Raw genomic sequence first — 22,782 nt, forward strand, 5'->3', positions numbered from 1 at the left:
CAGGGGAAATTCAGTTGAAGGCGGTGATGTCGGAGGGCTCGATATCGGCCGTCCGGCAATAGGCCAGGTAGCGCTCCAGGCCGGTCTTCCAGTTCTCGATGCCCAGCACCTGCCCGTCGTCATCGACGAAGATCAGATCGCCGGCGACGATGTTGAGCGTGATGAGGTCGCAGCTGTTCGCCAGGACCTGCGGGGTGCGGCTGGACGCGGCGGGCTCGAACACGACGCTGCCGGGGCCGGCAATCCAGTCGTGCTCGCGGCACTTCCAGCTGCCCTGGATGGTGTAGGTGAGCACCGTGCCCGAGTGGTGGTGCGTGGGCAGGCGCGTTCCGGCAGTGGCCTTGATCAACAGGATGGTCTCGCCGCGAATCGGGTCGGCCTTGAAGTACTTGACGAGCACCTCACTGCTGTGCGGCGTGAATGGCACCCAGGGGATCGACTCGTCGTTGATCACCGAGGTGCGGATCTGTTCGTGAAGCATGGCGTGCTCTTGCGTTGTGCGGAGGTCTTGCGGTGCCTCGATGATCGAAAGTGCGCGCGCTTTCGCCAAAGTCAGTTGCCGACAATTGCTTGTCAATTTCCGCCAATCGCGGGCATACCCTCAAGCCGGGTCCCGGGCCTGCACCTTCCCCAACGGGCAGTTGACGCTGCCTGCGGCGGCGAACAGAGTGGCGAGATGAAGCAGCGAACAACATTGATCTGCGCGGCATGGCTGGCCGCATTGGCCTCGCAGGCCGCGTGGGCGCAGCAGTACGTCTATCCGGCCAAGGGGCAGAGCCCGCAGCAGCAGAAGAACGACGAGGCGGCCTGCCACTCCTGGGCGGTCCAGCAGACCGGCTTCGACCCGGCCAAGCCGCCACCACCCACGGCCGCCGCCAAGCCGCCCACCACCGCCACCGGCAGCACGCCCGGCGCCGGCGCCCGCGGTGCCATGCGCGGTGCCGTGGCCGGCGAGATCGTCAGCGATGACGCGGGTGCCGGTGCCGCCGCCGGCGCCATGGCCGCGCGTGGGCAAAGCCGGCGCCAGAACGCGGCGGCGGCCACGTCGGCCAAGCAGCAGGCTGCTGCCACTCAGCAGCAGCAGCAGGCCGGTTTCGCCAAGGCGCGCGCCGCCTGCCTGGAAGGCCGCGGCTACACGGTCAAGTAGGCGACGCCCTCAGGCGCAAGTTACCGGACCCCGGCGTCCTGGGCGAGGCGCGCCAGCTCGGCCACCGAGCGCACGCCCAGCTTGGACATGATGGCCGAGCGGTGCAGCTTGACGGTGCGCTCGTTGATCCGCATGTCGTCCGCCATCTGCTTGTTGAGCCGCCCGAGCAGCACGTGCGAAAGCACTTCGCGCTCGCGCTCGGAGAGCTTGTCGAAGCGGGCCTGCAGCGTCTCCTGCCCTGCCCTTTGCTCCCGCTCGTGCAGGTCGCGCGCCAGGGCGCGGCGCACCGCGTCCAGCAGTTCCTCGCGCGGGGCGCGCTTTTCCAGGAAGTCCTCGGCGCCCAGGCGCATCGCGCGCACGCTCGAGGGGATGTCGCCCGCGCCGGTGAGAAAGAGCAGCGGCAACGGGTTGGGCAAGCGCGCAAGCGCATCCTGCAGTGCCAGGCCGTCGAGCCCCGGCATCTGCAGGTCGGCGATCACGCAGCCCCGGGTGTCCGGCCCGCATTGCGCGAGAAATTCGCCGGCACCGGCAAAGGTCTTCACTGCAAAGCCGCTGGCCGCGAGCAGGCGAGCGGTCGCCGCGAGAAAGGACGCATCGTCGTCGACGATGTGGACGATGGCTACGCTGCCGCTCACGCTGCCTCCGCAGCGATCACGGGCCAGATGACGGTGACAACAACACTCATGTCGGGTAGCGCATCCTGCTTTGGGTTCTCGGGAGACTCACCGCCACCTTCCCGAAAGGGCAGGTGCGGGCGGCGCTGCGAATGCCTATTCTCGTTCGATACCGGCGTCGCCGTGCGTGCAAGAAAACCGCCAGCCCATTGGGGCCGGTGTCATCATCGCGCGGGCCCGCTGCAACGGTGCGCGGATCAAGATCTGAAAGGCAGAAGGACAAAATGAAAACGGAACGGATGAAATGGCTCACGGTGCTTGCCGCGGCGATCAGCCTGACGGCTGGCTGCGCCAGTAAGGTCGATCCGATCAACCTGGGGGCAAAGGCCGATGCTGCCAAAGGCATCGCTGCACCGAGCATCGCGGAGACCAAGGCGATCGCCGAAGAGGCCTTCATCTACGGTCTCCCGATCGTGATGAACTATGCCGTGATGTATGAGTTCGCCGTTGACTCGAAGTCCAGCCAGTTCAAGGCGCCTTTCAACAAGATCAGCAACGAGCACCACGTTGCCACCTACGAGGATACGGCGGTCGTCACGCCCAACAGCGACACCCCCTATTCCGTGCTCTGGCTGGACCTGCGCGCGGAGCCAATGGTGATTTCGGTGCCCGCCGTGGAAAGAAAGCGCTACTACTCGGTGCAGCTGATCGACGGCAATACCTACAACTACGGCTACATCGGCACCCGCGCCACCGGCAACGAGCCGGGCCATTACATGGTGGTCGGCCCGGACTGGAAAGGCCAGACGCCTCCTGGCATCAAGAAAGTCTTCGCCTCGACGACCCCCTATTCACTCTCGCTTTTCCGCACGCAACTCTTCAGCCCGAAGGACATCTCGAACGTCGAGAAGGTGCAGGCTGGCTACAAGGCGCAGCCGCTGTCCGCGTTTCTGAAGCGACCCGCGCCGCCGGCCGCTCCGGCCGTCAATTTCCTGCCGGCCACCACGGCCGGGATCAAGCAGAACTACTTCGAATACCTGGACGCCGCGCTTCAGTACGTGCCAGTGACCCCCGAAGACAAGGCGCTTCGGGCCCGGCTCGCCCGCATCGGCATGGGGCCGGGCAAGACTTTCGAGTTCAAGGATCTTTCGCTGGAACACAAGGCCGCGATTCTGCTGGCCATGAAGGAAGGTGACGAGAAGGTCGAGAAGTACATGGCGAGCGCGGTGAAGAGCATCAACGGCTGGCGCATCGGCTCATACTTTGGAGATCGCAACTACTACAACGGCGACTGGCTCAGGCGCGCTGCCGGTGCCAAGTCCGGCGTCTACGGCAACGACGCCGCCGAAGCGATGTACCCCCTCACCCGCGTGACGGCGACCGGCGAGACGATCGACACCAGCAAACACAAGTACACGATCACCTTCCCCGCGGGGCAGCTTCCACCCGTCAACTCCTTCTGGTCCGTCACGATGTACGACGGCAAGAGCCAGCTCTTGATCAAGAACCCGATCAACCGTTACCTCATCAACTCGCCGATGCTGCCGGCGATGAAGAAGAACGCCGACGGCTCGCTCACGCTCTACATCCAGAAGGACTCGCCCGGCAAGGCGCTCGAAGCCAACTGGCTGCCCGCGCCGAACGACACCGTCTACCTGGTCATGCGCCTGTACTGGCCCAAGGAGTCGCCGCCTTCGATCCTGCCGGCCGGTGCAGGAACCTGGAAACCCCCGGGGATCGTTGCGTCGAAGTAGCGGTTCGGAGTCCGCCCTTGGAAAGGGCATCACTGAACTCCGCGCGTGTCGGCTTCAAGGACTGCGCCGACGCGACGCCACCCCCAGGGCACGCCAGGCGATGACGCACGAGGTGATGCACAGCGCCAGGCCCAGCATCGACAACCCCACCACCAGCGAGTGGCGCAGCCACGGCCGCGCCAGCAGCGGCGCGAAGTCGAAGCTGTGCAGGCCGTTGTACAGGATGCGCTGCCAGCGCCCGGCGCGATCGACGCGCAGCAGCATTCCTCCCGAAGCCGCGTCAACGTAGAGGGTGGTCCCGTCGGTCCAGTCGGCGCGCCACGCGGGCAGCGGACGCTGGTGGCGTGCGTCCGGGCCGGCGGGATCACGGGTGTAGTAAAGCTCGTCGTAGGCCACGATGCGGCGCACGGCCGGCGAGCCCGCTTCCTTGCGCAGCCCGGCGAGCGTGGCAATGACGAGATCGTCGGGAAGCGCAGCCACGGCTTGCGGCTGCGGCAACGGCGTCTCGATGTCGGCGCGCACCAGCAGGTCGCGGTCAGCGCCGCGCAGCCGGTACCAGGCCTGTCCTGCCAGATTGAAGAGCTCGAGCTCACGCGTCTCAACCCCCTGGGCTTGGGCCCGCGCCAGCGCAGCCGCGACATCAAGCCTGGCTTGCGCCGGCGCGCCCCGCCACAGCATGCGCTCCGCCGTCGTCGGACCCCGTGGAGAGAACACGCCGAATGGATTCATCGACATCAGCCCTGAAAAAATCCAGCTCAGCGTGAACACGGCCGCGGCAAGGCCTGCGATGTGATGCCAGCGCAACCAGAACTTGCGGTAAGGAATCCAGCGCGAACGGTTGAGAAAGAGCTGCCAGACGCCCAGCACCAGCCCGGTCGCGGCCAGCAGCACGCCGGGGATGGAGATCCACACGACGGCGTGGTGCCAGGCCTTCGGAAACTGCCGCAGCGCGGTGGGGTAGATCCAGTGCGGCACCGCGCCCAGCCAGTTCCAGAAGCGCTCGCCTCGGCGCGTGTCGCGCACGACTTCGGCGGCGCCCGGCGAAACGTAGAGTTCCAGCCCATCACTGCCGTCGAGCCTCACCTTCAGCAGCGGCCGGTAGGGATCGAGGCCCTGCGGCACCGTCCACTGGTCGCGCTCCAGAAGCTCGGCACTGCGCGTGCGGCGCGCGCTGAAGGTCTCGGCCACCCTGGCCGCCTCCGTCTCCGACAGCGGCGGGGTCACCTCGCCGCTGCGCGCATCGAGGGCCCGCCAAAGTGGCGTGTGAGCGGCCGGGTCGGCGTGCGCCACGAGCAGGCGCCAGACGGGAACGTCACCGTGCATGCCCAGCCGTGCTTCGGTGAAGCCAAGTCCGGCGCGGCGTGCCGCCTGCTCGGCGGTGAGACAGCAGCCCGCCCGCAGCCGCAGGGGCGGCAGCGCCCCCAGGCGCTCGGCCTGGGTCAGGTTCGGGAAGGGGACGAAGTACAGCACCACGCCGCTCGCGAACCACATGATGAAGAACAGCGCGAGCGCGATGCCCAGCCACTTGTGCAGGAAGATCAGCGCCTTCTTCATCGTCATGAAGAACGGTGCGTCAGAAGGTCGCACGCGCCGTCAGTTGCACGGTGCGCGGCGCGCCCAGCAGCCAGCGGACATTGCCGGTGCCGGAGACGGCATAAACGCGATCCGTCAGGTTCCTGACCGTGAGCGCGAACGTCAGGCTGCGCGAGTACGCGTACGCGAGCGAGGCATCGAACACCGTGTAGGCCGGCAGTCGGGCCGTATTGGCCGCATTGGATTGCCGCTCGCCGACGTGGCGCATGCCGAAGCCCGCCTGCCATTTCGGCAGGAAGCGGTAGGCGGTCCAGAGGTTGGCGGTGCGCTGTGGCACGCCGGCCGGTACGTTGCCCGCGCGCGAGACCAGGGTTCCCGCAGCGAATTCGTTGAAGTCGTCGTAGCGTGCCCGCAGGAACGCCGCGTTCGCATCGATCGTCCAGCCCGGCAGCGGCTCGGCGGCGAAAGCCAGTTCGACGCCGGTCGACGACTGGCGGCCTACCTGCTGGGTGATGTCCGGCCGCTCGGGGTCGCGCGACAGCAGATTGCGCTTCTCGATGCGATACAGCGCCACTGTCCATTCGCCGTTCACCGCTGGCAACGCGCCCTTGGCACCGACCTCCACCTGCCGGCCCTTGGTGAGGTCGAAGTTCGCCGCGCCGCCGGGAAGCGACAGCGCGCCGCTCAGCGGATCGGTGCCAGTGCCGTATTGGCCGTAGAGCGACAGCGTGTCGCCGGGCATCCAGACGACGCCGGCGCGTCCGGCCAGAGGCGAGTACTTCTTCGACAGGTTGTCGCCTGTACGCAGGTCGCTGTTGTCGAACTGCATGCGGTCGCTGCGCAGGCCAGTCACCAGTTTCCAGCGGGGCGTGAGATCGAGCACGTCCTCTGCAAAGAGCGCGGTGGTTTCCAGCGTCGCATGCCGTCCCGGCGTGGTGCGCACGGGACTGACGAAAGTGCCCGGCGCGAAATGGAACGGATCGACCGTGCTCGCCCCACCGTAGGGGGCGTTGTTGGTGTGCAGCAGCGTGGTCCGGTACCAGTCCAGGCCGACGACGAAGCGGTTCCTCAGGCTGCCGAGCCTGCCGTCGAAAGTCGCGTCGAAGCGATTTCCGGTCTGTTCCTGGTCGTGCAGGATCTCGAGATAGTCGCTGCGGTTCACCAGGGTGCCTGCCCTGTCGAACGTGGCGGCCTCGGCATTACGCCAATGGCGATCGGATGTGAGGTGGTAGGTCTCGTTGCGCAGGCGGACGCTGTCGCTCGCCCGGTAGTCGACCTTGGCGCGCCACATGCGATCGTCGTACTTGACGATCGAATCGTCCACGTTGAAGTTGGTGCGGCGCAACCGCCGGTCTAGCACCCCGTGGGTCAGCGGCGTGCCGAAGTAGCGGGCATCGTCGTTGTGGCCGCCATCGAGGGAGAACGTGAGCTTGAGGGCACTGTTCGGCCGCACCGCCAGCGCGAGCGCGTAGTTGCGGCGGCCATGGTCCTCAAGCCTGCGGTAGCCGTCGCTTCTTCCCGCGTCGACGTAGACCGAATACGCGAGCATCTCGTTGATGGGCCCGCGCAGGCCAATCCCGCCTTGCGCCGTGCCGAAGGAGCCGAGGCTGAAGAAAGCCTCGCGCTCGGTGCGGCCGAAGCTCGGCGGCTGGGTGACGTAGTTCACCGCCGCGCCGATCGCGCCGTCGCCATACAGCACGGACGCCGGCCCCCGCAGCACTTCGACGGACTCGAAGGGCCAGGTCGAGAACGGGTAGGTGATGGTGCCCGCGGCCACGACCAGCCGCGTGCCATCCACCATCTGCGCCACCGAGTTGTGGCCTGCGAAGCCGCGTGCCACAAGGCTGGTGCCGCCGTTGCCGGGCGCGGACGATTCGGTGATGCCGGGCATGCGGACCGCGACGTCCTGCGCACGGGTCAGGTTGAGCTCGGCGATATCGGCTCGGCCGAGGCTGCTGACGCTGGCCGGCGTTTCGCGCGGCGCGAGGCCCAGGCGCGAGCCGGCCGCGTTGGGCGTGTCGAGGCCCAGCGTGCTGCCGGGCGCGGTGCGGGTGCCGTTCACCTCCACGGCCGGCAGTGCCGCCTGGGCGCAGGCAGCCGACGACGATGCGAGCGCGGCACCGGCCACGGCCAGCGCGCGAACAATCGGGGTCTTCAATTCGGCTTCTCATCCGCGCGGCCTGCCTGCCTGCGCCGCGAAGCGCCCTTGGGGTCTGTCGGAACCAGGCACTGTTCGAGACCTTGCAGGAGCACGTCCTTGGGTAGCTGCTTGCCGATGAAGACGATGCGGCTTTCGCGCGGATCGCCCGCCTTCCACGGGGTGCCGGTGTCGGTGCCCATGAGCATGTGGACGCCTTGCAGCACGACCCGCTCGTCGCGGCCCTCCACCGCGATCACGCCCTTGTAGCGCATCATCTGGGTGCCATAGATGCGGAGGATGGCTCCAAAGAAGTCCTCCAGCCTTTCCCCATCGAAGGCACGCTGCGCGCGGAAGACGAAGCTCGTCACGTCATCGTCGTGCGCATGGTCCACGTCGGTCAGGAACTCGGGTTCGATCTCCAGGATCGCGTTCAGATTGAAGCCGCGGATGTCGAGCAGGTCATCGATCGGCGTCTGGCCGAAATGCACTGCGGCGATGGGAGCACGCGGATTCATGCGCCGAAGGCGTTGCTCCAGCGCATGCGCTTCTTCGGCAGAGACGAGGTCTGTCTTCGACAACAGGATGCGGTCGGCGAACCCCACCTGTTCCTGCGCTTCGTGGTGCGCGTCGAGTTGCGCGGTGGCGTGCTTGGCATCGACCACTGTGACGATGGCGTCGAGCAGATAGGTCTGGCTGATTTCCTCGTCGACGAAAAAGGTCTGTGCCACGGGCGCGGGATCTGCCAGCCCAGTGGTCTCGATGATCACGCGCTCGAACTTCGCGCTGCCGCTCTTTCTGCGCTGCGCCAGTTCGCCCAGGATGCGCACCAGGTCGCCGCGCACGGTGCAGCAGATGCAGCCGTTGTTCATCTCGACGATCTGCTCGCCCTCCTCCTGCACCAGCAGCTCGTTATCGATGCCGGCTTCGCCGAACTCGTTCTCGATCACGGCCACGCGCTGGCCATGCTGCTCCGTCAGGATGCGGTTGAGCAAGGTGGTCTTGCCGCTGCCGAGAAAGCCGGTGAGGATGGTGACGGGGATGAGACTCATGACTGGTTCCTGGAGTGAGGGTGGGTCGAAGACCTCAGCGCGGGCCGAGGAGCGCGGAGGCGATGGTCCTGGCGTTGTGGGCGAAGAGTTTCAGATAGGTGTCAGCCTCGGTTCCGGGGGGCGACAGCGCGTCGGAGTACAGCCGGCCTCCCACGGCCGCGCCACCCTCGCGCGCGATGCGCTCGACCAGGCGCGGGTCGGCGATGTTCTCGACGAACACCGCGCGCACGTCGTGGCGCCGGATCTGGTCGATCAGCCGCGCCACCGCGGCCGCCGACGCCTCGCTGTCGGTGCTTACGCCCTGCGGCGCGAGGAACTGGATGTCATAGGCGGCGGCGAAGTAGCCGAAGGCATCGTGCGAGGTGATCACGCGGCGCTGGGGACGCGGGACGGCGTCGAATCGTGCGCGCACTTCGCGATCGAGGGCTTGAAGGCGTTGGATGTACTGGGCCGAGCGCTGGCCGAACTCGGTGGCGAGCGCGGGCCGCGCGCGGCTCAGAGCGTCGCGCAGGTTCAAAACGTAGCGCTGCGTGTTCGCCAGGTCCTGCCAGGCATGCGGGTCGGGTCCACGGCCGAGCCACCGTGCGGCAACGCCGGCACTGGCCACAGTGATCGGACCGCCATAACCGGAGGCGCGCACCAGGCGATCCATCCAGCCCTCGAAGCCCAGGCCGTTGACGACGACCAGGTCGGCGGTGGCGAGTCGGCGGGCATCGGCCGGACTGGGCTCGAACACATGGGCATCGGCGTTGGGCCCGACCAGCGCCACGACCTCCACGGCGCTCCCGCCCACCTCGCGAGCAAGGTCCGCCAGTATGGAAAAGCTGGCGACGACTTTCAGCAGGCGCGCGGGTTGCGCCAGCGCCGACGGCACGGCCAGCGCCAGCAGCGTCGCGATCGTCGATCGACGGGAGGGATTCATCTCATGCTTTCCGGTGAGAGCGGCGCAGCTGGCGCCAAAGGAGGCCGTCGCGCGGACCCGCGATGACGGAGATCAGGTAGGCGGCACCGGCCACCAGCACGATGGCGGGCCCCGAGGGCCACTGGGCGTGGAACGAGAGCAGCAACCCCAGAAAGCCGGAGGCCGCCGCAATGCCGGCCGCCACCAGCGCAAGGCGCCATAGCTCGCCGGCCCAGAAGCGGGCCGCCGTGGCGGGCAGCATCATCAAGCCGACCGCCATCAGGGTTCCCAGCGCCTGAAAGCCGGCCACCAGGTTCGCCACGGTCAGCATCAGGAAAATGCCGTGCACCAGGGAGCCGCGTCCGCCGACGTTGCGCAGGAAGCCCGGGTCCAGGCATTCGACCACCAGCGGGCGATAGATCACCGCCAGCACGACCAGCGTCAGGCTCGCGACACTGGCGATGAGCAGCAGCGCCGCGTCGTCGACGGCGAGGATGGAGCCGAACAGCAGATGCATCAGGTCCACGCTGCTGCCGCGGGTGGAGACCAGCATCACGCCCAGCGCCAGCGCGATCAGGTAGAAGGCGGCAAAGCTCGCGTCTTCACGCTGCGAGGTGGATCGCGTGACGAAGCCCGCGGCCAGCGCCACCGCCAGCGCGGCGGCGAATCCGCCCGCACTCATTGCCGCGAGCGAGAAGCCGGCGACCAGAAAACCCAGCGCCGCGCCCGGCAGCAGCGCATGGCCCATCGCGTCTCCGACCAGGCTCATGCGCCGCAGCACCAGCAGCGTGCCCATCGGCGCGCTGCCCATGCTCAGCGCCAGCGTGGCCACCAATGCACGGCGCATGAAGGCGTATTCAGCGAAAGGCTGGATGAACAGGGAGGCCGCCGTCATGCCGCCTCCTCGCAGAGTGGCGCATCGTCGTCCCAGGCTTCGGCCATCTGTCGCGCGCGAAACAGGTTCTCGGCGTGCAGCACTTCCGCCGTGGGGCCCCAGGCGATGCAGCGCCGCGCCATCAGCAGCGTGCGGTCGAAATGCTGGCGCACCTGTTCGAGGTCGTGCAGCACCGCGATGACGGTGCGCGCCTCGGCGTGCCAGCGCGCGACCACCGACAGCAGATCGGCGGTGGTGCGCGCATCGATGGCGTTGAAGGGCTCGTCGAGCAGGATCACCGGCGCGTCCTGCAGCAGCACGCGCGCGAACAGCACGCGCTGGAACTGGCCCGCCGACAGTTCGGCGATGCCGCGCCGCTCGAAGCCCCCGAGGCCGACCGCGTCCAGAGCGCGAAGCACCGCGTCGTGCTGCGCCGTGCGCAGGCCGCCAAGACTTCCGATCCGGGACCAGTGTCCGAGCGCGACGAGGTCGAACACCCGGATCGGAAAGCTGCGGTCGATCTCGGCCTGCTGTGGCAGCCAGGCCATGCGGCTGCGCGAGCCCGCGCCGAACTGCACTTCGCCGCCGGCCGGCCGCACGCGCCCCATGATGGCGGCCAGCAGGCTGGTCTTGCCAGCGCCGTTGGGCCCGACCACGGCAGTCAGCGAGCCCGGCGCGAACTCTCCCGACAGGTGGTGCACGGCCGGATGCCCACGGTAGGCCACCGTGAGGTTGCGCAGCCGGATGGACGCGGCGTCGAGCGGCCCGTCCATCAGCCCAGTGCCCACGCGACGGCCAGCCAGAGCAGGGCCATCAGGGCCAGCGCTCCCAACACCCTCCTCCAGACGCCCGTCATCAGCAGACTGGGGACAGGGCTGGCCCTTCGAGGGTCGGCACCCCTCTGACCGGGTGGCTGCGGGAGCGAGCTGGATGACATGAGATTGCCGCGCTTGTTTTTGATAATGACTTCTCATTATCGTTCAAGCTCGGACCATCCGGCAACCCCGGGTCTGGGCTCACCGGAACCTCGATTGCGCCTGGCGATGTCGTCGCCGCCGGCGACGGTCGACGCTACGCCGTGCCCGAACCCTTGCGCGACGCTGGGTGTCGTTTGGACGCCTTGGGCTGACAGTCATCACATCGCCCGTACAGGGTGATGTCGTGGCTCTCCACCGAGAAGCCCTGTGGCGCCAGATGCCCGAGACCACCGGGGCATGCGTGAATGTCGAAGACGCGATGACAGACGTTGCACTGGAAATGGTGGTGATGCCCCTGCCCAGTCATCTCATAGCGAGGCGTGTCCCCGGGCAGGGTGACCGCCTCGATCGCACCCTCCTCGACCAGCGCGCGAAGACTGCGATAGACGGTCGCCACACCCAGCGCCGGTACGTCAGCACGGGCCGCCTCGAGCACTTCCTGCGGCGACAACGGGCGCTGCGCAGCAGCGATCGCAGCGTGGATGGCGGTTCGTTGACGGGTTGATCGTTCCATGATCTCGGTTCTCGTGGATGCCGGGGAGCCATGATTCTATTGAGAGTCCATTCCCATCAGGAGTCCACCCGGAGCGCAGCTCAACGCTGATCTGCGCCGTGGAAGCTACAGCGCCGGCGGCGCGAACATCCGAACCTGCGGTTGCGCATCAGCGCCGCAAGCTGAGCTTGTAGCGAAAGGTGTCGGCGCGATAGGTTGCGATCTCGACATGGATGGGCTCGCCGTCCGCCAGGTGCAGTAGGCGCTCGACCTGCAGCACCGGCGCACCGTGCGCCAGGTGCAGCAACCTGGCGTCTTGCGGGCGGGCCAGCCCTGCGCTGATCTCGAGCTGGGCCTCGCCGATCTTCAGGCCGCCCTCGTGCTCGAAGACGTCGATCAGGTCGCGCTGGGAGAAATCTACCCGCGCCAGCTTCTCGCCCAGAAAACGGGGCAGGTACGAGCTGTTGACCGAGAGCGGCTCTCGGTCCAGGTAGCGCAGCGTCTGCAGGTGGTAGACGCTCTCCCCCGGTGCGAGCCGCAATTGACGCGCCACGGCGGGCGGCGCCTTGATTTCGCGCCATGCAAGACGCTTGCTGCTGACGGCGTGCTGCCCCAGGGCCAGTGCCTCGTTCAGGCCCTGCAGCCGGTTGAGGCTCTGCGCCGCCTTCGGATGAGACACGAAGGCACCTTTTCCGTGCAGTTTGACGATCAAGCCCTCGGCCTGAAGCGCCCCCAGTGCCTGGCGCACCGTGATTCGGCTCACGCCATGCTCGGCCGTCATTTCGGCTTCCGAGGGCAGCTTGGCCCCCGGCGCAAGCCGGCCGTCGAGGATGCGGGCGCGCAGGTCGTCCCGAAGCTGCGCGTGCAGCGTTTGCGGAAGTTCAGACATCGAGGATCCCGGAATAACCCTTGGCATGCCGTTTGCGTTGCTTGTTATACCTTGTCATAACGAGTATTCTCTCGCACTGTCTGGGTGCTTTTCTTTCCGTTCATTCATCGACCGAGGAAACGACCATGTCTGCAACCCGAACCCTTTTTCGTTCCACCGCCGCCGCGTTCGCGCTCGGCGCCATCTTCGGTGCCGTCCAGGCCCAAGGCTATCCCGCCAAGCCGATCTCGCTGATTGTGCCGTTCTCGGCCGGCGGCGGCGTCGACGCCACGGCGCGCCTGCTCACTGCCAAGTTGGGCGAAGCGCTCAAGCAGCCGGTGGTGATCGAAAACGTGGCCGGCGCGGCCGGCACCATCGGCACGCAGAAGGTGGCGCGCGCGCCGGCGGACGGCTATACGATGCTATTCGCCGTGGCCAGCCCGCTGAACGTTGCGCCGCTGGTGGCGCCCTCGGCGGTACGCTACGACACCTTCAAGGACTTCGTGCCGGTCGCGACCGTGGGCACCTCGCCCTTCGTGCTAATCGGCAAGGCAACGCTGCCGGCAAGCACGGCGGCCGAACTCATCAAGTTGGCGAAGGCGCAGCCCGGCAAGCTCAACTTCGGCACCGACGGCGTCGGCACCTCGCTGCACGTCACGGCCGAGATGTTCAAGCAGCGCGCGGGCATCGACATCGTGCACGTGCCCTACAAGTCGGGCCCGCAGGTGCTGACCGACGTCGCGGGCGGGCAGGTCGACCTCGCGGTGCTGCCCCTGACGCTGGCGCAGCCCTTCATCAAGGACGGCAAGGTCAAGGCCTTCGGCGTCACCTCGCTGGCCCGTTCGCCGAGCGCGCCTTCGATTCCCACGCTGGCGGAAACGCCTGAACTCAAGGGCCTCGAGATGGATTCCTGGCTTGGCGTGCTGGCGCCGGCCGGCACGCCCGCCACGGTTGTCGCCGCCTGGGTGGCCGCGATCGACAGCACGCTCAAGGACCCGGAGATCGTTCGCAAGCTCGGCGAAGTTGCGGTCAAGCCGCAAGTGATCTCCGGACAGGCCTTTGCCGACTACCTGGCGAAGGAGCGCAAGGCCATCGCCGGCGTCGTCCAGGCCGCCGGCATCAAGGTCGAGTAGGCCCCGAGGCGCCGCCCCATGCTGATGACGCTGACGAGCGCCTGGATCGTGCTGCCGGCCATCGTGCTGGCCGGCGCGCTGATCGGCGCCGTGGGCATCGGAGGCGTGCTGCTGGTGCCGGTGCTGACCAAGCTGGGCGGCGTGCCTGTGCCGCAGGCGATTGCGGCGGCGTCGTTGGGCTTTGCCTTGCCGGCCCTGGTGGCGCTCGGGCCGCTGCGCCGGCAGCCGGCACTGGCGGCGCGCTGCGCACCCCTGCTGGCCGGTGCGCTCGCCGGCGCGGCCGCGGGCGCGCTGTTGGTGCGCTGGTTGCCAGCGAACGCTCTGATGGCGGGCGTGACCGCACTGGTGTTGTTTTCCGGCTGGCGCGGCCTGCTGCGCCCGGCGGCCAGCGCGCCGCCAGCGGCCGCCCCGCTCTCCGGCACGGCGCTCCTGGCCGTCGGCGTGGTGGTCGGCATGGGATCGGCCCTTACCGGCACGGGCGGGCCGGTGCTGGTGCTGCCGCTATTGATGCTGCTGCGCCAGCCAGTGCTCTTCGCGGTGGTCGCGGCCCAGGCCATCCAGCTGCCCGTGGCGCTCGCGAGCAGCACCGTGCATGCGATCGAAGGCCGGCTCGACCTGCGGCTCGCGTTGCTGTTCGGCCTCTTGATGCTGGCCGGCTCGATCGCGGGCCAGCGCGCCGCGGCCCGCCTGGACACGCTTCAACTCCAGCGCCTGGTGTCGCTGCTTCTGCTGGCGGTGGGCGCGTGGTTCGCCTGGCTGTTGCTGAACTGAACCTTCTTCCGGAGCCATCATGATTTCTCCCGACCTCCTGGACACCCGCGGCGACCTGCTGCTCGCACCCGAATGGCTGATGCTTCCCGAGGGACCGCGGCAGGCCATGGGGGTGCTGGTGCGCAAGGGCCGCTTTGCTGCCGTCGGGCCGCTGGCCGAGGTTGCCGCAGCGCATCCGGGCATCGCGCCGCTTGCCTTGCCGCAGCGCCTCCTGATGCCCGGCCTGGTCGACTCCCACACCCATCTCACGCAGTCCTTCGGCAAGGCGCTGGCATTCGGCGAGCCCTCCGAGATCTTCCGGCGCATCTGGGTGCCGATGGAGTCGACGCTGGATGCCGATGCGGCCTACCTTGCCACCAAGCTCTCCGCGCTGGAGTCGCTGCGCGGCGGCTTCACGACGGTGGTGGACGCCGGCACACGCTCCGAGGCCGGGCTGGACGCCGTCGCCGGCGCGGCGCGCGACACCGGCATTCGCTGCGTGCTCGGCATGATCTGCAACGACGCCGGGCTCGAAGGCGACGAAGCGGCTAGGCGCCGCATCTTCGATGCCGCGCAGGACTTCCTGGCCCGGCTCGAACACGACGCCCTGGTGCATCCCTCGCTGGCGATCTCGATTCCCGAGGCCGCCAGCGACCGCATGTTGCGCGAGGTCGCGGCGCTGACGCTGGAGAGCGGCCGCCGCTTCCAGACCCATGTGAACGAACACCTGGCCGCGGTCGAGCGCTCGCTGGTGGCGCGGGGCCTGCGCCCGCTCGAATTGCTGCATGCCTGTGGCGCGCTCAACGCCTCGGGCCTGCTGGCGCATGCCACGCTGCTGACGCCGCGCGAGATCGGTCTGCTGCGCGACAGCGGCGCCGCAGTCGCCTACAACCCGGTGGCCAGCGCATGGAAGGGCAACGCGGTGCTCGATGCCGGCCTCATCGGCATGCTCGGCGTGCCTTTCGGCCTGGGCACCGACGGAACGCGCGCCGACGGCTTCCGGCTGATGGATTCGGCCGAAGCCACGCAGCGGCTCACCCACGGCTTGGCCAAAGGCGACTCCTCCTGCGGCGGCGGCTGGCTCTGGCTCGACCACGCCACACACGAAGGCGCCGCGGCCGCGGGCCTGGGCTCGGTCACGGGGCGCATTGCCGAAGGCTTGGCCGCAGACTTCCTGCTGCTCGACCTCGACGTCCCGGAGTTCGTGCCGAGCTGGGACCTGACCTGGGAGTTGGTGCGCCTGGCCAATCGCGATCAGATCGAGGCCGTGTTCGTCAACGGGGCGCTGCGCCTGTGGAAGGGCTGGCCGCTCGATTGGGACGCGCGCGGCCTGATGTCGGAAGTGGCCGCCATTGCACGTCGTGACGTGCAGCAGGCACCCATTCAGCGTGTGCACCCGGTGGCTGACGAGCATCGAGCCCGGCAGCTTCGGTCGGCAGCATCGTAGGCCCCAAAAAAGAGGGCCAACGGTGGGTGGTCCACGCTGATGGCCCTGGAGAGCCGCCGACCTTTTAGAGTCGACGTACTTGCAAGCTTCGTTGGTTGGACCGCGTGGCGCTGCAAACGTTCCTTCGCCGCATGGCCGACGCTGCGCCCTGCGGCAATTCCCTGAGCGCTGCCAAATAAAAAGCCGCCCCGGCAGAAGCAGGGGCGGCTTTCGAGACTGGTACCCGAGGCCGGAATCGAACCGGCACGCCTTGCGGCGAGGGATTTTCTTCCCACTTCGGCTTTCGCCGCCAGCGCACATGCACTGTTCGTGGGCTGGAGCACGCCTTCACCATAGCCTTGCGGCCGTAGGTGCCCGCCGTCTGCTCTCTACACCTTCCCAACCGTGGCGCTTGGGCTTGGCTCGGCGTTGGCTCGGATGCGAGGCATCCAGGGCTTTCGCCGACTTTGACGGGCTTCACTTCGGGCGTTTCCCCCCGAAGGCTCAAATTGTTTAAGTCCCTTGTGTCTACCGATTTCACCACTCGGGCATCACGTGATGCGCTGGAGCCCAAAGATACCCCAAAACAAAACAGCCCCGCGACCTATGGGTTGCGGGGCTGTTTGCCGTGAAGTTTGGAGGCGCGTTCCAGAGTCGAACTGGACTAGACGGATTTGCAATCCGTTGCATAACCGCTTTGCTAACGCGCCGCTTTTTTACTCACCTTCAAGAAAAAAGGGAAAGCAATGCTTTCCCTTTTTCAAATTTGGAGCGGGAAAAGAGTCTCGAACTCTCGACCTCAACCTTGGCAAGGTTGCGCTCTACCAACTGAGCTATTCCCGCGTTTCGAGCCTTAAATTATAGCGTAGTTTTTTGCTGGTTCGCAAGGCCCGCAAAAATCTTCGCCGTCAGGCTAGTGCTTGATCGAGCCTTCGCTCGCCTGCCCCGCACGCTGCTTGGCCAATTCCGCGACGGCCGCCTGCGAAGCAGCCACCTCTTCGTCGGACAGCGGCACCGGCTGCTTCTCCAGCGCAATCTCCAGCACCTTGTCGATCCACTTCACCGGAATGATCTCCAGGCCGTTCTTCACGTTCTCGGGGATCTCCTGCAGATCCTTGGCGTTCTCTTCGGGGATCAGCACGGTCTTGATGCCGCCGCGCAGCGCGGCCAGCAGCTTTTCCTTCAGGCCGCCGATGGCCGTCACCTCGCCGCGCAATGTGATCTCGCCGGTCATGGCGACTTCGCTGCGCACCGGGATGCCGGTCAGGGCCGAGACGAAGGCGGTGGTCATCGCGGCGCCCGCGCTCGGGCCGTCCTTGGGCGTGGCGCCATCCGGCACGTGGATGTGGATGTCGCGCTTCTCGAACACCTCGTCCTTGATGCCCAGGCGGTGTGCCCGGCTGCGCACCACGGTGCGCGCGGCCTCGACCGATTCCTTCATCACGTCGCCCAGCGAACCGGTGCGCGCGATGACGCCCTTGCCGGGCATGGTCACGGCTTCGATGGTGAGCAGGTCGCCACCCACCTCGGTCCAGGCCAGGCCGACGACCTGGCCCACCTGGTTCTGCTGCTCGGCACGGCCGAAGGAGAACTTGCGAACGCCCAGGAAGTCGTTGAGGTTCTCGCCGTTGACGGTAACCAGCGGCTCCATCTTCTTGAGCTGGATGCCCTTGACCACCTTGCGGCAGATCTTGGAGAGCTCGCGCTCGAGCGAGCGCACGCCGGCTTCGCGTGTGTAGTAGCGCACGATGTCTCGCACCGCTTCTTCGGTGACCAGCAACTCACCCTCTTTCACGCCGTTGTTCTTCAGTTGCTTGGGCAACAGGTACTTCAGCGCGATGTGCGTCTTCTCGTCCTCGGTGTAGCCCGACAGGCGGATCACTTCCATCCGGTCCAGCAGGGCCGGCGGGATATTCATCGAGTTGGAGGTGGCGACGAACATCACGTCGGACAGATCGAAGTCGACCTCGACGTAGTGGTCGCCGAAGGTGTGGTTCTGCTCCGGGTCCAGCACCTCCAGAAGCGCGCTCGACGGGTCGCCGCGGAAATCGGTGCCCAGCTTGTCGATCTCGTCCAAAAGGAACAGCGGATTGCGCGTGCCCACCTTGTTCAGGCTCTGCAGCACCTTGCCCGGCAGCGCGCCGATGTAGGTGCGGCGGTGGCCGCGGATCTCGGCTTCGTCGCGCATGCCGCCCAGCGCCATGCGAACGTACTTGCGCCCGGTCGCCTTGGCCACCGACTGGCCGAGCGAGGTCTTGCCCACGCCGGGCGGGCCGACCAGGCACAGGATCGGCGCCTTCACCTTGTCCACGCGCTGCTGCACCGCGAGGTACTCGAGGATGCGGTCCTTGACCTTGTCCAGGCCGTAGTGATCCTCGTTGAGCACGTCTTCGGCGTGCCCCAGGTCGTGCTTGATCTTGGTCTTCTTGCTCCAGGGCAGGCCGATCAGCACGTCGATGTAGTTGCGCACCACGGTGGCCTCGGCCGACATGGGCGACATCAGCTTGAGCTTCTTGAGTTCGCCCTCCGCCTTCTTCAGCGCTTCCTTGGGCATCTTGGCGAGCTTGATCTTCTTCTCGATCTCCTCGATGTCGGCGCCGTCCTCGCCCTCGCCCAGCTCCTTCTGGATCGCCTTGACCTGTTCGTTCAGGTAGAAGTCGCGCTGGTTCTTTTCCATCTGGCGCTTGACGCGGCCGCGGATCTTCTTGTCGACGTTGAGGATGTCGACCTCGCGCTCGAGCTGGGCAAACAGGTTTTCCAGCCGGCCCTTGACGTCGTCCAGGTCGAGCACCGCCTGCTTGTTGTCGAGCTTGAGCGGCAGGTGCGCGGCGATGGTGTCGGCCAGGCGGCCGGCATCGTCGATGCTGGAGATCGAGGTGAGGATCTCCGGCGGGATCTTCTTGTTGAGCTTGACGTACTGGTCGAACTGCTGCATCACCGCGCGGCGCAGCGCTTCGACTTCGGTGCCCTTCTGCGCGGCGCCGTCAGCCGCCTCGGAGGGCGTGACGGTGGCGGTGAAATGGCTCTCGTGGTCGTGGATGGTGTCGACGTGGGCGCGCTGCTGCCCTTCGACCAGCACCTTCACGGTACCGTCGGGCAGCTTGAGCATCTGCAGGATGGTCGAGACGCAGCCCACCTCGAACATGTCGTTCACCGAGGGCTCGTCCTTGGCCGCGGCTTTCTGCGCCACCAGCATGATGCGCCGCTCGGCCTCCATGGCGAGTTCCAGCGCCTTGATGCTCTTGGGCCGGCCCACGAACAGCGGGATGACCATGTGGGGGAATACGACCACGTCGCGCAGCGGCAGCAGCGGCAGGTCGACGGGATCGGATGGCAAAGGGGTATGGCCGGACATGGCAATCCTTCTCAAGGGGTTGTGAGAATAAAGATGGTCGGAATCGCGTGCATTTCAAGTGCGTGCGAAAACCCCATCCGAAAACGCGCGCAATGCGCGTGGCCAAATAACTGAATCTGGTCGGCCACTAGGCCTTCTTGGCCGCCTCGCGGTACACGAGCAGCGGCGCCTTGTTCTCGTCGATCGTTGATTCGTCGACAACCACCTTTTCGACGTTGTTCATGTTTGGAAGTTCGAACATGGTGTCGATCAGGGACTGTTCAAGAATGGAGCGCAGGCCGCGGGCGCCGGTCTTGCGCGCCAGCGCCTTGCGAGCAATGGCCTTGAGCGCCGCCGGGCGGATTTCCAGGTCCACGCCTTCCATCTGCAGAAGCTTGATGAACTGCTTGACCACCGCGTTCTTCGGCTCGGTCAGGATCTGCACCAGGGCGTCTTCGGAGAGCTCGGCCAGCGAGGCGACGACCGGCATGCGGCCCACCAATTCGGGGATCAGGCCGAACTTGATCAGGTCTTCCGGCTCCACTTCGCGGAACACGTCGGTCAGGCTACGCTGCTTCTTGCTGCGCACTGCGGCGCCGAAGCCGATGCCCGAGGCCTCGGTGCGGTTTTCGATCACCTTCTCCAGGCCGGCAAAAGCGCCGCCGCAGATGAACAGGATGTTGGTCGTGTCGATCTGCAGAAAATCCTGGTTGGGGTGCTTGCGCCCGCCCTGCGGCGGCACGCTGGCCATGGTGCCTTCGATCAGTTTCAGCAAGGCCTGCTGCACGCCCTCGCCCGAGACGTCGCGGGTGATGGAGGGGTTGTCCGACTTGCGCGAGATCTTGTCGATCTCGTCGATGTAGACGATGCCGCGCTGGGCGCGCTCGACCTCGTAGTTGCAGCTTTGCAGCAGCTTCTGGATGATGTTCTCGACGTCTTCGCCCACATAGCCGGCTTCGGTCAGGGTGGTGGCGTCGGCCATCACGAAAGGCACATCGAGCTGGCGCGCCAGCGTCTGGGCCAGCAAGGTCTTGCCCGAGCCCGTGGGGCCGATCAAGAGGATGTTGCTCTTGGACAGCTCGACGTCGTCGCCCTTGGCCTTGTCCTTGTGCTTCAGGCGCTTGTAGTGGTTGTACACCGCCACCGACAGCATGCGCTTGGCCGGTTCCTGGCCGATCACGTAGTTGTCGAGGTTGGTCTTGATCTCGGACGGCGTGGGCAGGTCGCCCTTGGCCTCGCGGTTTTCCTCGCCGGCCGGCAGCTCGTCACGAATGATTTCGTTGCACAGGTCGATGCACTCGTCGCAAATGAAGACCGACGGCCCCGCGATGAGCTTTTTCACCTCGTGCTGGCTTTTGCCGCAAAAGGAGCAGTAAAGCGTTTTCTCGCTGGAAGAGCCTTTTTTGTCGGCCATGGACGGATGCCTCGTAACGGGTTGAACTCAATGATAACGAAACAAAAACGGCGTTCTCCGTGTGGAAAACGCCGCCTTTGCCGTGGCGCTGCCTCCGGGCCCTTGCCCGGGCCCGCTGAAGGCCCTCAGCCGCGCTTGGAAATGACCTGGTCGACCAGGCCGTAGTCCTTGGCTTCGTCGGCGTTCAGGAAGTAGTCGCGCTCGGTGTCGCGCGCGATCTTTTCCAGCGGCTGACCGGTGCGCTCGGCCAGGATGCGGTTCATCTGCTCGCGCGTCTTCAGGATGTCGCGGGCATGGATCTCGATGTCGGTGGCCTGGCCGCGGGCGCCGCCCAGCACCTGGTGGATCATGATCTTGGAGTTGGGCAGCGAGAAGCGCTTGCCCTTCTCGCCGGCCGCCAGCAGGAAGGCGCCCATGCTGGCCGCAAAGCCGATGCACAGGGTGGACACGTCCGGCTTGATGAACTGCATGGTGTCGTAGATCGCCATGCCGGCGCTGACGCTGCCGCCCGGGGAGTTGATGTAGAAGGAAATGTCCTTGTCGGGGTTCTCGCTCTCCAGGAAGAGCAATTGCGCCACCACCAGATTGGCGGTCTGGTCATTGACCTCGCCGACCAGGAAGATCACGCGTTCTTTGAGAAGGCGTGAGTAGATGTCGTAAGACCGCTCGCCGCGGCCCGACTGCTCGATGACCATCGGAACCATGCCGAGGCCTTGGATGTCCTGTGCGCTCATGTATTTGCTCTCCGGATGAGATGTGTACTGTACTCAAACGAAATGGGGCTCGTGCGGCAAAGCACAAGCCCCATGCCGGATCAGGGACAGGCTAGGCGAGCGCTGCGCCGGGCCGCCCCAAGCAAGCTCGATCCCCCTCGGGGGGCAGCGCAGCACACGAAGTGGCAAGCGTGGGGGCGCCAGTTCAGCCCTGCTGCTGCGCCATCAGTTCGTCGAAGGACACGGCCTTTTCAGTGACCTTGGCCTTGCCCAGCACGAAGTCGGTGACATTGTTCTCGATCACCACGGCCTCGACCTCGCCCAGGCGGCGGGCATCGCTGAAGTACCAGCGCACCACGTCGGCCGGCTTCTCGTAGCTGGCAGCCAGTTCGTCCACGTGGGCCTTGATCTGCTCGAGCTTGGCCGACAGGTCGTTGGCACGCACCAGCTCGGCCACCACCAGGCCCAGGCGCACGCGGCGCTCGGCCTGGGGACGGAACACGTCTTCGGGGATCGGGGCCTTGTCGGCGTCCTTGATGCCGCGCTGCTTCAGCTCGGCGCGGGCGCTTTCCACCATGCGCTGGATTTCCGACTGCACGCTGGCCTTGGGCAGATCCAGCTCGGCGTTGGCCATCAAGGCGTCCATCACGGCGTTCTTGTTGCGCGCCAGCAGGCGGAACTTGACTTCGCGCTCCAGGTTCTTCTTGATGTCGGCGCGCAGGCCTTCCACCGTGGCGTCGGCGATGCCCAGCGACTTGGCCAGCTGCTCGTTGACTTCCGGCAGGTTGGAAGCTTCCAGCTTCTTCACGGTGACCATGAAGTCGGCCTGCTTGCCGGCGACGTCCTTGCCGTGGTAGTCGGCCGGGAAGGACAGCGGGAAGGTGCGGCTGTCGCCGACCTTCAGGCCGCGCACGGCGTCTTCGAATTCCTTGAGCATCTGGCCTTCGCCCACGATGAACTGGAAGTCGTCGGCCTTGCCGCCCTGGAAGGGCTCGCCGTCGATCTTGCCTTCGAAGTCGACGGTGACGCGGTCGTTGTCCTGCGCCTGCGCGTCGGCGGGACGCTGGGCGAAGGTGCGGCGCTGCTTGCGCAGGATCTCGATGGTCTTGTCGATGGCTTCGTCGCTCACGGAGGCAGCGACCTTCTCGACCGTGGCGTTGGCCAGGTCGTTGATCTTGACGTCCGGGAACACTTCGAAGACGGCGTCGAAAGCCATCTCGCCCTCGGGCGCTTCTTCCTTCTCGGTAATGCGCGGCTGGCCGGCCACGCGCAGCTTGGCCTCGTTGGCGGCCTGCGAGAAGGCTTCGCCGACCTTGTCGTTCATCACCTCGTAGTGCACCGAGTAGCCATAGCGCTGGGCCACGACGTTCATCGGCACCTTGCCGGGACGGAAGCCGTCCATCTTCACGGTGCGCGCCAGCTTCTTCAGGCGCGAATCCACTTCGGATTGGATGACGCCGACGGGCAGCGTCAGCGTGATCTTGCGTTCCAGCTTCTCGAGGGTTTCAACGTTCACGGTCATTTGGCTTTTTCCTTGTGAGGGGTGTTCTGTGCTGGTGCGCGGGGCCGGACTCGAACCGGCACGCTCTTGCGAGCGTCAGGACCTAAACCTGGTGCGTCTACCAATTTCGCCACCCGCGCCGTTACAGAAAATTCTTCAGG

Annotated in this window: 19 protein-coding genes and 3 tRNA genes; 5 read left to right on the forward strand and 17 right to left on the reverse strand. The window is 66.4% G+C overall.

Annotation, left to right across the window (positions count from 1 at the left end; translation table 11 throughout):
• Nucleotides 1-10 precede the first annotated feature (10 nt).
• Nucleotides 11-481: a 2,4'-dihydroxyacetophenone dioxygenase family protein gene (locus tag ACIPRI_RS03815; protein WP_446588658.1), complete on the reverse strand. Its 471-nt coding sequence runs from the start codon at nucleotides 479-481 to the stop codon at nucleotides 11-13.
• Nucleotides 482-676: 195 nt separating this feature from the next.
• Between ACIPRI_RS03815 and ACIPRI_RS03820 the strand changes: the two genes are divergently transcribed.
• Nucleotides 677-1,147, forward strand: a complete 471-nt coding sequence (locus ACIPRI_RS03820) for a hypothetical protein (protein ID WP_446588660.1) — start codon at nucleotides 677-679, stop codon at nucleotides 1,145-1,147.
• A gap of 20 nt (nucleotides 1,148-1,167) precedes the next feature.
• On the opposite strand, the gene ACIPRI_RS03825 is transcribed toward ACIPRI_RS03820, so the two are convergent.
• Nucleotides 1,168-1,782 carry a response regulator transcription factor gene (locus ACIPRI_RS03825; RefSeq protein WP_446588662.1) on the reverse strand — a complete coding sequence of 205 codons (615 nt, stop codon included), beginning with the start codon at nucleotides 1,780-1,782 and terminating at the stop codon, nucleotides 1,168-1,170.
• Between the two features lie 113 nt (nucleotides 1,783-1,895).
• On the opposite strand from ACIPRI_RS03825, the gene ACIPRI_RS03830 reads away from it, so the two are divergent.
• Complete coding sequence (locus tag ACIPRI_RS03830; RefSeq protein ID WP_446588664.1) at nucleotides 1,896-3,515, forward strand: DUF1254 domain-containing protein; 1,620 nt, start codon at nucleotides 1,896-1,898, stop codon at nucleotides 3,513-3,515.
• Nucleotides 3,516-3,569: 54 nt separating this feature from the next.
• Here the strand turns inward: ACIPRI_RS03830 and ACIPRI_RS03835 are convergent, their stop codons facing one another.
• The 8 genes from ACIPRI_RS03835 to ACIPRI_RS03870 form a co-directional block, all read right to left on the reverse strand.
• Entirely contained in the window at nucleotides 3,570-5,075 is a 1,506-nt protein-coding gene (locus ACIPRI_RS03835) for a PepSY domain-containing protein (protein WP_446588666.1), read from the reverse strand.
• 13 nt (nucleotides 5,076-5,088) lie between these two features.
• Nucleotides 5,089-7,206 (reverse strand): TonB-dependent receptor, encoded by a 2,118-nt coding sequence (locus tag ACIPRI_RS03840; protein WP_446588668.1) that lies wholly within the window; start codon nucleotides 7,204-7,206, stop codon nucleotides 5,089-5,091.
• A complete protein-coding gene (locus tag ACIPRI_RS03845; RefSeq protein WP_446588670.1) occupies nucleotides 7,203-8,237 on the reverse strand; it encodes a CobW family GTP-binding protein in 1,035 nt (344 codons plus the stop codon). The genes ACIPRI_RS03840 and ACIPRI_RS03845 overlap by 4 nt, the downstream gene beginning before the upstream one ends.
• A 34-nt stretch (nucleotides 8,238-8,271) precedes the next feature.
• Nucleotides 8,272-9,159 (reverse strand): metal ABC transporter substrate-binding protein, encoded by an 888-nt coding sequence (locus ACIPRI_RS03850; protein ID WP_446588672.1) that lies wholly within the window; start codon nucleotides 9,157-9,159, stop codon nucleotides 8,272-8,274.
• Between the two features lies 1 nt (nucleotide 9,160).
• Nucleotides 9,161-10,033 (reverse strand): metal ABC transporter permease, encoded by an 873-nt coding sequence (locus ACIPRI_RS03855; protein WP_446588674.1) that lies wholly within the window; start codon nucleotides 10,031-10,033, stop codon nucleotides 9,161-9,163.
• Nucleotides 10,030-10,785 (reverse strand): metal ABC transporter ATP-binding protein, encoded by a 756-nt coding sequence (locus ACIPRI_RS03860; protein WP_446620372.1) that lies wholly within the window; start codon nucleotides 10,783-10,785, stop codon nucleotides 10,030-10,032. The genes ACIPRI_RS03855 and ACIPRI_RS03860 overlap by 4 nt, the downstream gene beginning before the upstream one ends.
• 298 nt (nucleotides 10,786-11,083) lie before the next feature.
• Complete coding sequence (locus ACIPRI_RS03865) at nucleotides 11,084-11,503, reverse strand: Fur family transcriptional regulator (RefSeq protein ID WP_446588676.1); 420 nt, start codon at nucleotides 11,501-11,503, stop codon at nucleotides 11,084-11,086.
• Between the two features lie 148 nt (nucleotides 11,504-11,651).
• Nucleotides 11,652-12,371, reverse strand: a complete 720-nt coding sequence (locus ACIPRI_RS03870; protein ID WP_446588678.1) for a GntR family transcriptional regulator — start codon at nucleotides 12,369-12,371, stop codon at nucleotides 11,652-11,654.
• Between the two features lie 125 nt (nucleotides 12,372-12,496).
• On the opposite strand from ACIPRI_RS03870, the gene ACIPRI_RS03875 reads away from it, so the two are divergent.
• The 3 genes from ACIPRI_RS03875 to ACIPRI_RS03885 are packed head-to-tail and all read left to right on the forward strand — an operon-like array spanning nucleotide 12,497 to nucleotide 15,680.
• Nucleotides 12,497-13,483, forward strand: coding sequence for a Bug family tripartite tricarboxylate transporter substrate binding protein (locus ACIPRI_RS03875; protein ID WP_446588680.1), 987 nt, complete (start codon nucleotides 12,497-12,499; stop codon nucleotides 13,481-13,483).
• Nucleotides 13,484-13,501: 18 nt separating this feature from the next.
• Entirely contained in the window at nucleotides 13,502-14,254 is a 753-nt protein-coding gene (locus tag ACIPRI_RS03880; RefSeq protein WP_446588682.1) for a TSUP family transporter, read from the forward strand.
• Nucleotides 14,255-14,273: 19 nt separating this feature from the next.
• Nucleotides 14,274-15,680, forward strand: coding sequence for an amidohydrolase family protein (locus ACIPRI_RS03885; RefSeq protein WP_446588684.1), 1,407 nt, complete (start codon nucleotides 14,274-14,276; stop codon nucleotides 15,678-15,680).
• Between the two features lie 615 nt (nucleotides 15,681-16,295).
• Here ACIPRI_RS03885 and ACIPRI_RS03890 read toward each other — a convergent pair.
• The 7 genes from ACIPRI_RS03890 to ACIPRI_RS03920 form a co-directional block, all read right to left on the reverse strand.
• A tRNA-Cys gene (locus tag ACIPRI_RS03890) sits at nucleotides 16,296-16,369 on the reverse strand.
• 57 nt (nucleotides 16,370-16,426) lie between these two features.
• Nucleotides 16,427-16,502: transfer RNA gene (locus tag ACIPRI_RS03895), tRNA-Gly, on the reverse strand.
• A 70-nt stretch (nucleotides 16,503-16,572) separates the two neighbouring features.
• Nucleotides 16,573-19,014: an endopeptidase La gene (gene lon / locus ACIPRI_RS03900; RefSeq protein WP_446588686.1), complete on the reverse strand. Its 2,442-nt coding sequence runs from the start codon at nucleotides 19,012-19,014 to the stop codon at nucleotides 16,573-16,575.
• A 127-nt stretch (nucleotides 19,015-19,141) separates the two neighbouring features.
• A complete protein-coding gene (clpX, locus tag ACIPRI_RS03905; RefSeq protein ID WP_446588688.1) occupies nucleotides 19,142-20,407 on the reverse strand; it encodes an ATP-dependent Clp protease ATP-binding subunit ClpX in 1,266 nt (421 codons plus the stop codon).
• A gap of 125 nt (nucleotides 20,408-20,532) precedes the next feature.
• Nucleotides 20,533-21,141: an ATP-dependent Clp endopeptidase proteolytic subunit ClpP gene (gene clpP, locus ACIPRI_RS03910; RefSeq protein WP_446588690.1), complete on the reverse strand. Its 609-nt coding sequence runs from the start codon at nucleotides 21,139-21,141 to the stop codon at nucleotides 20,533-20,535.
• Nucleotides 21,142-21,325: 184 nt separating this feature from the next.
• Nucleotides 21,326-22,642, reverse strand: a complete 1,317-nt coding sequence (gene tig / locus ACIPRI_RS03915) for a trigger factor (RefSeq protein ID WP_446588692.1) — start codon at nucleotides 22,640-22,642, stop codon at nucleotides 21,326-21,328.
• Between the two features lie 32 nt (nucleotides 22,643-22,674).
• Nucleotides 22,675-22,761, reverse strand: a tRNA-Leu gene (locus ACIPRI_RS03920).
• Nucleotides 22,762-22,782 lie beyond the last annotated feature (21 nt).

The organism is Variovorax sp. LARHSF232 (genome assembly GCF_052871435.1).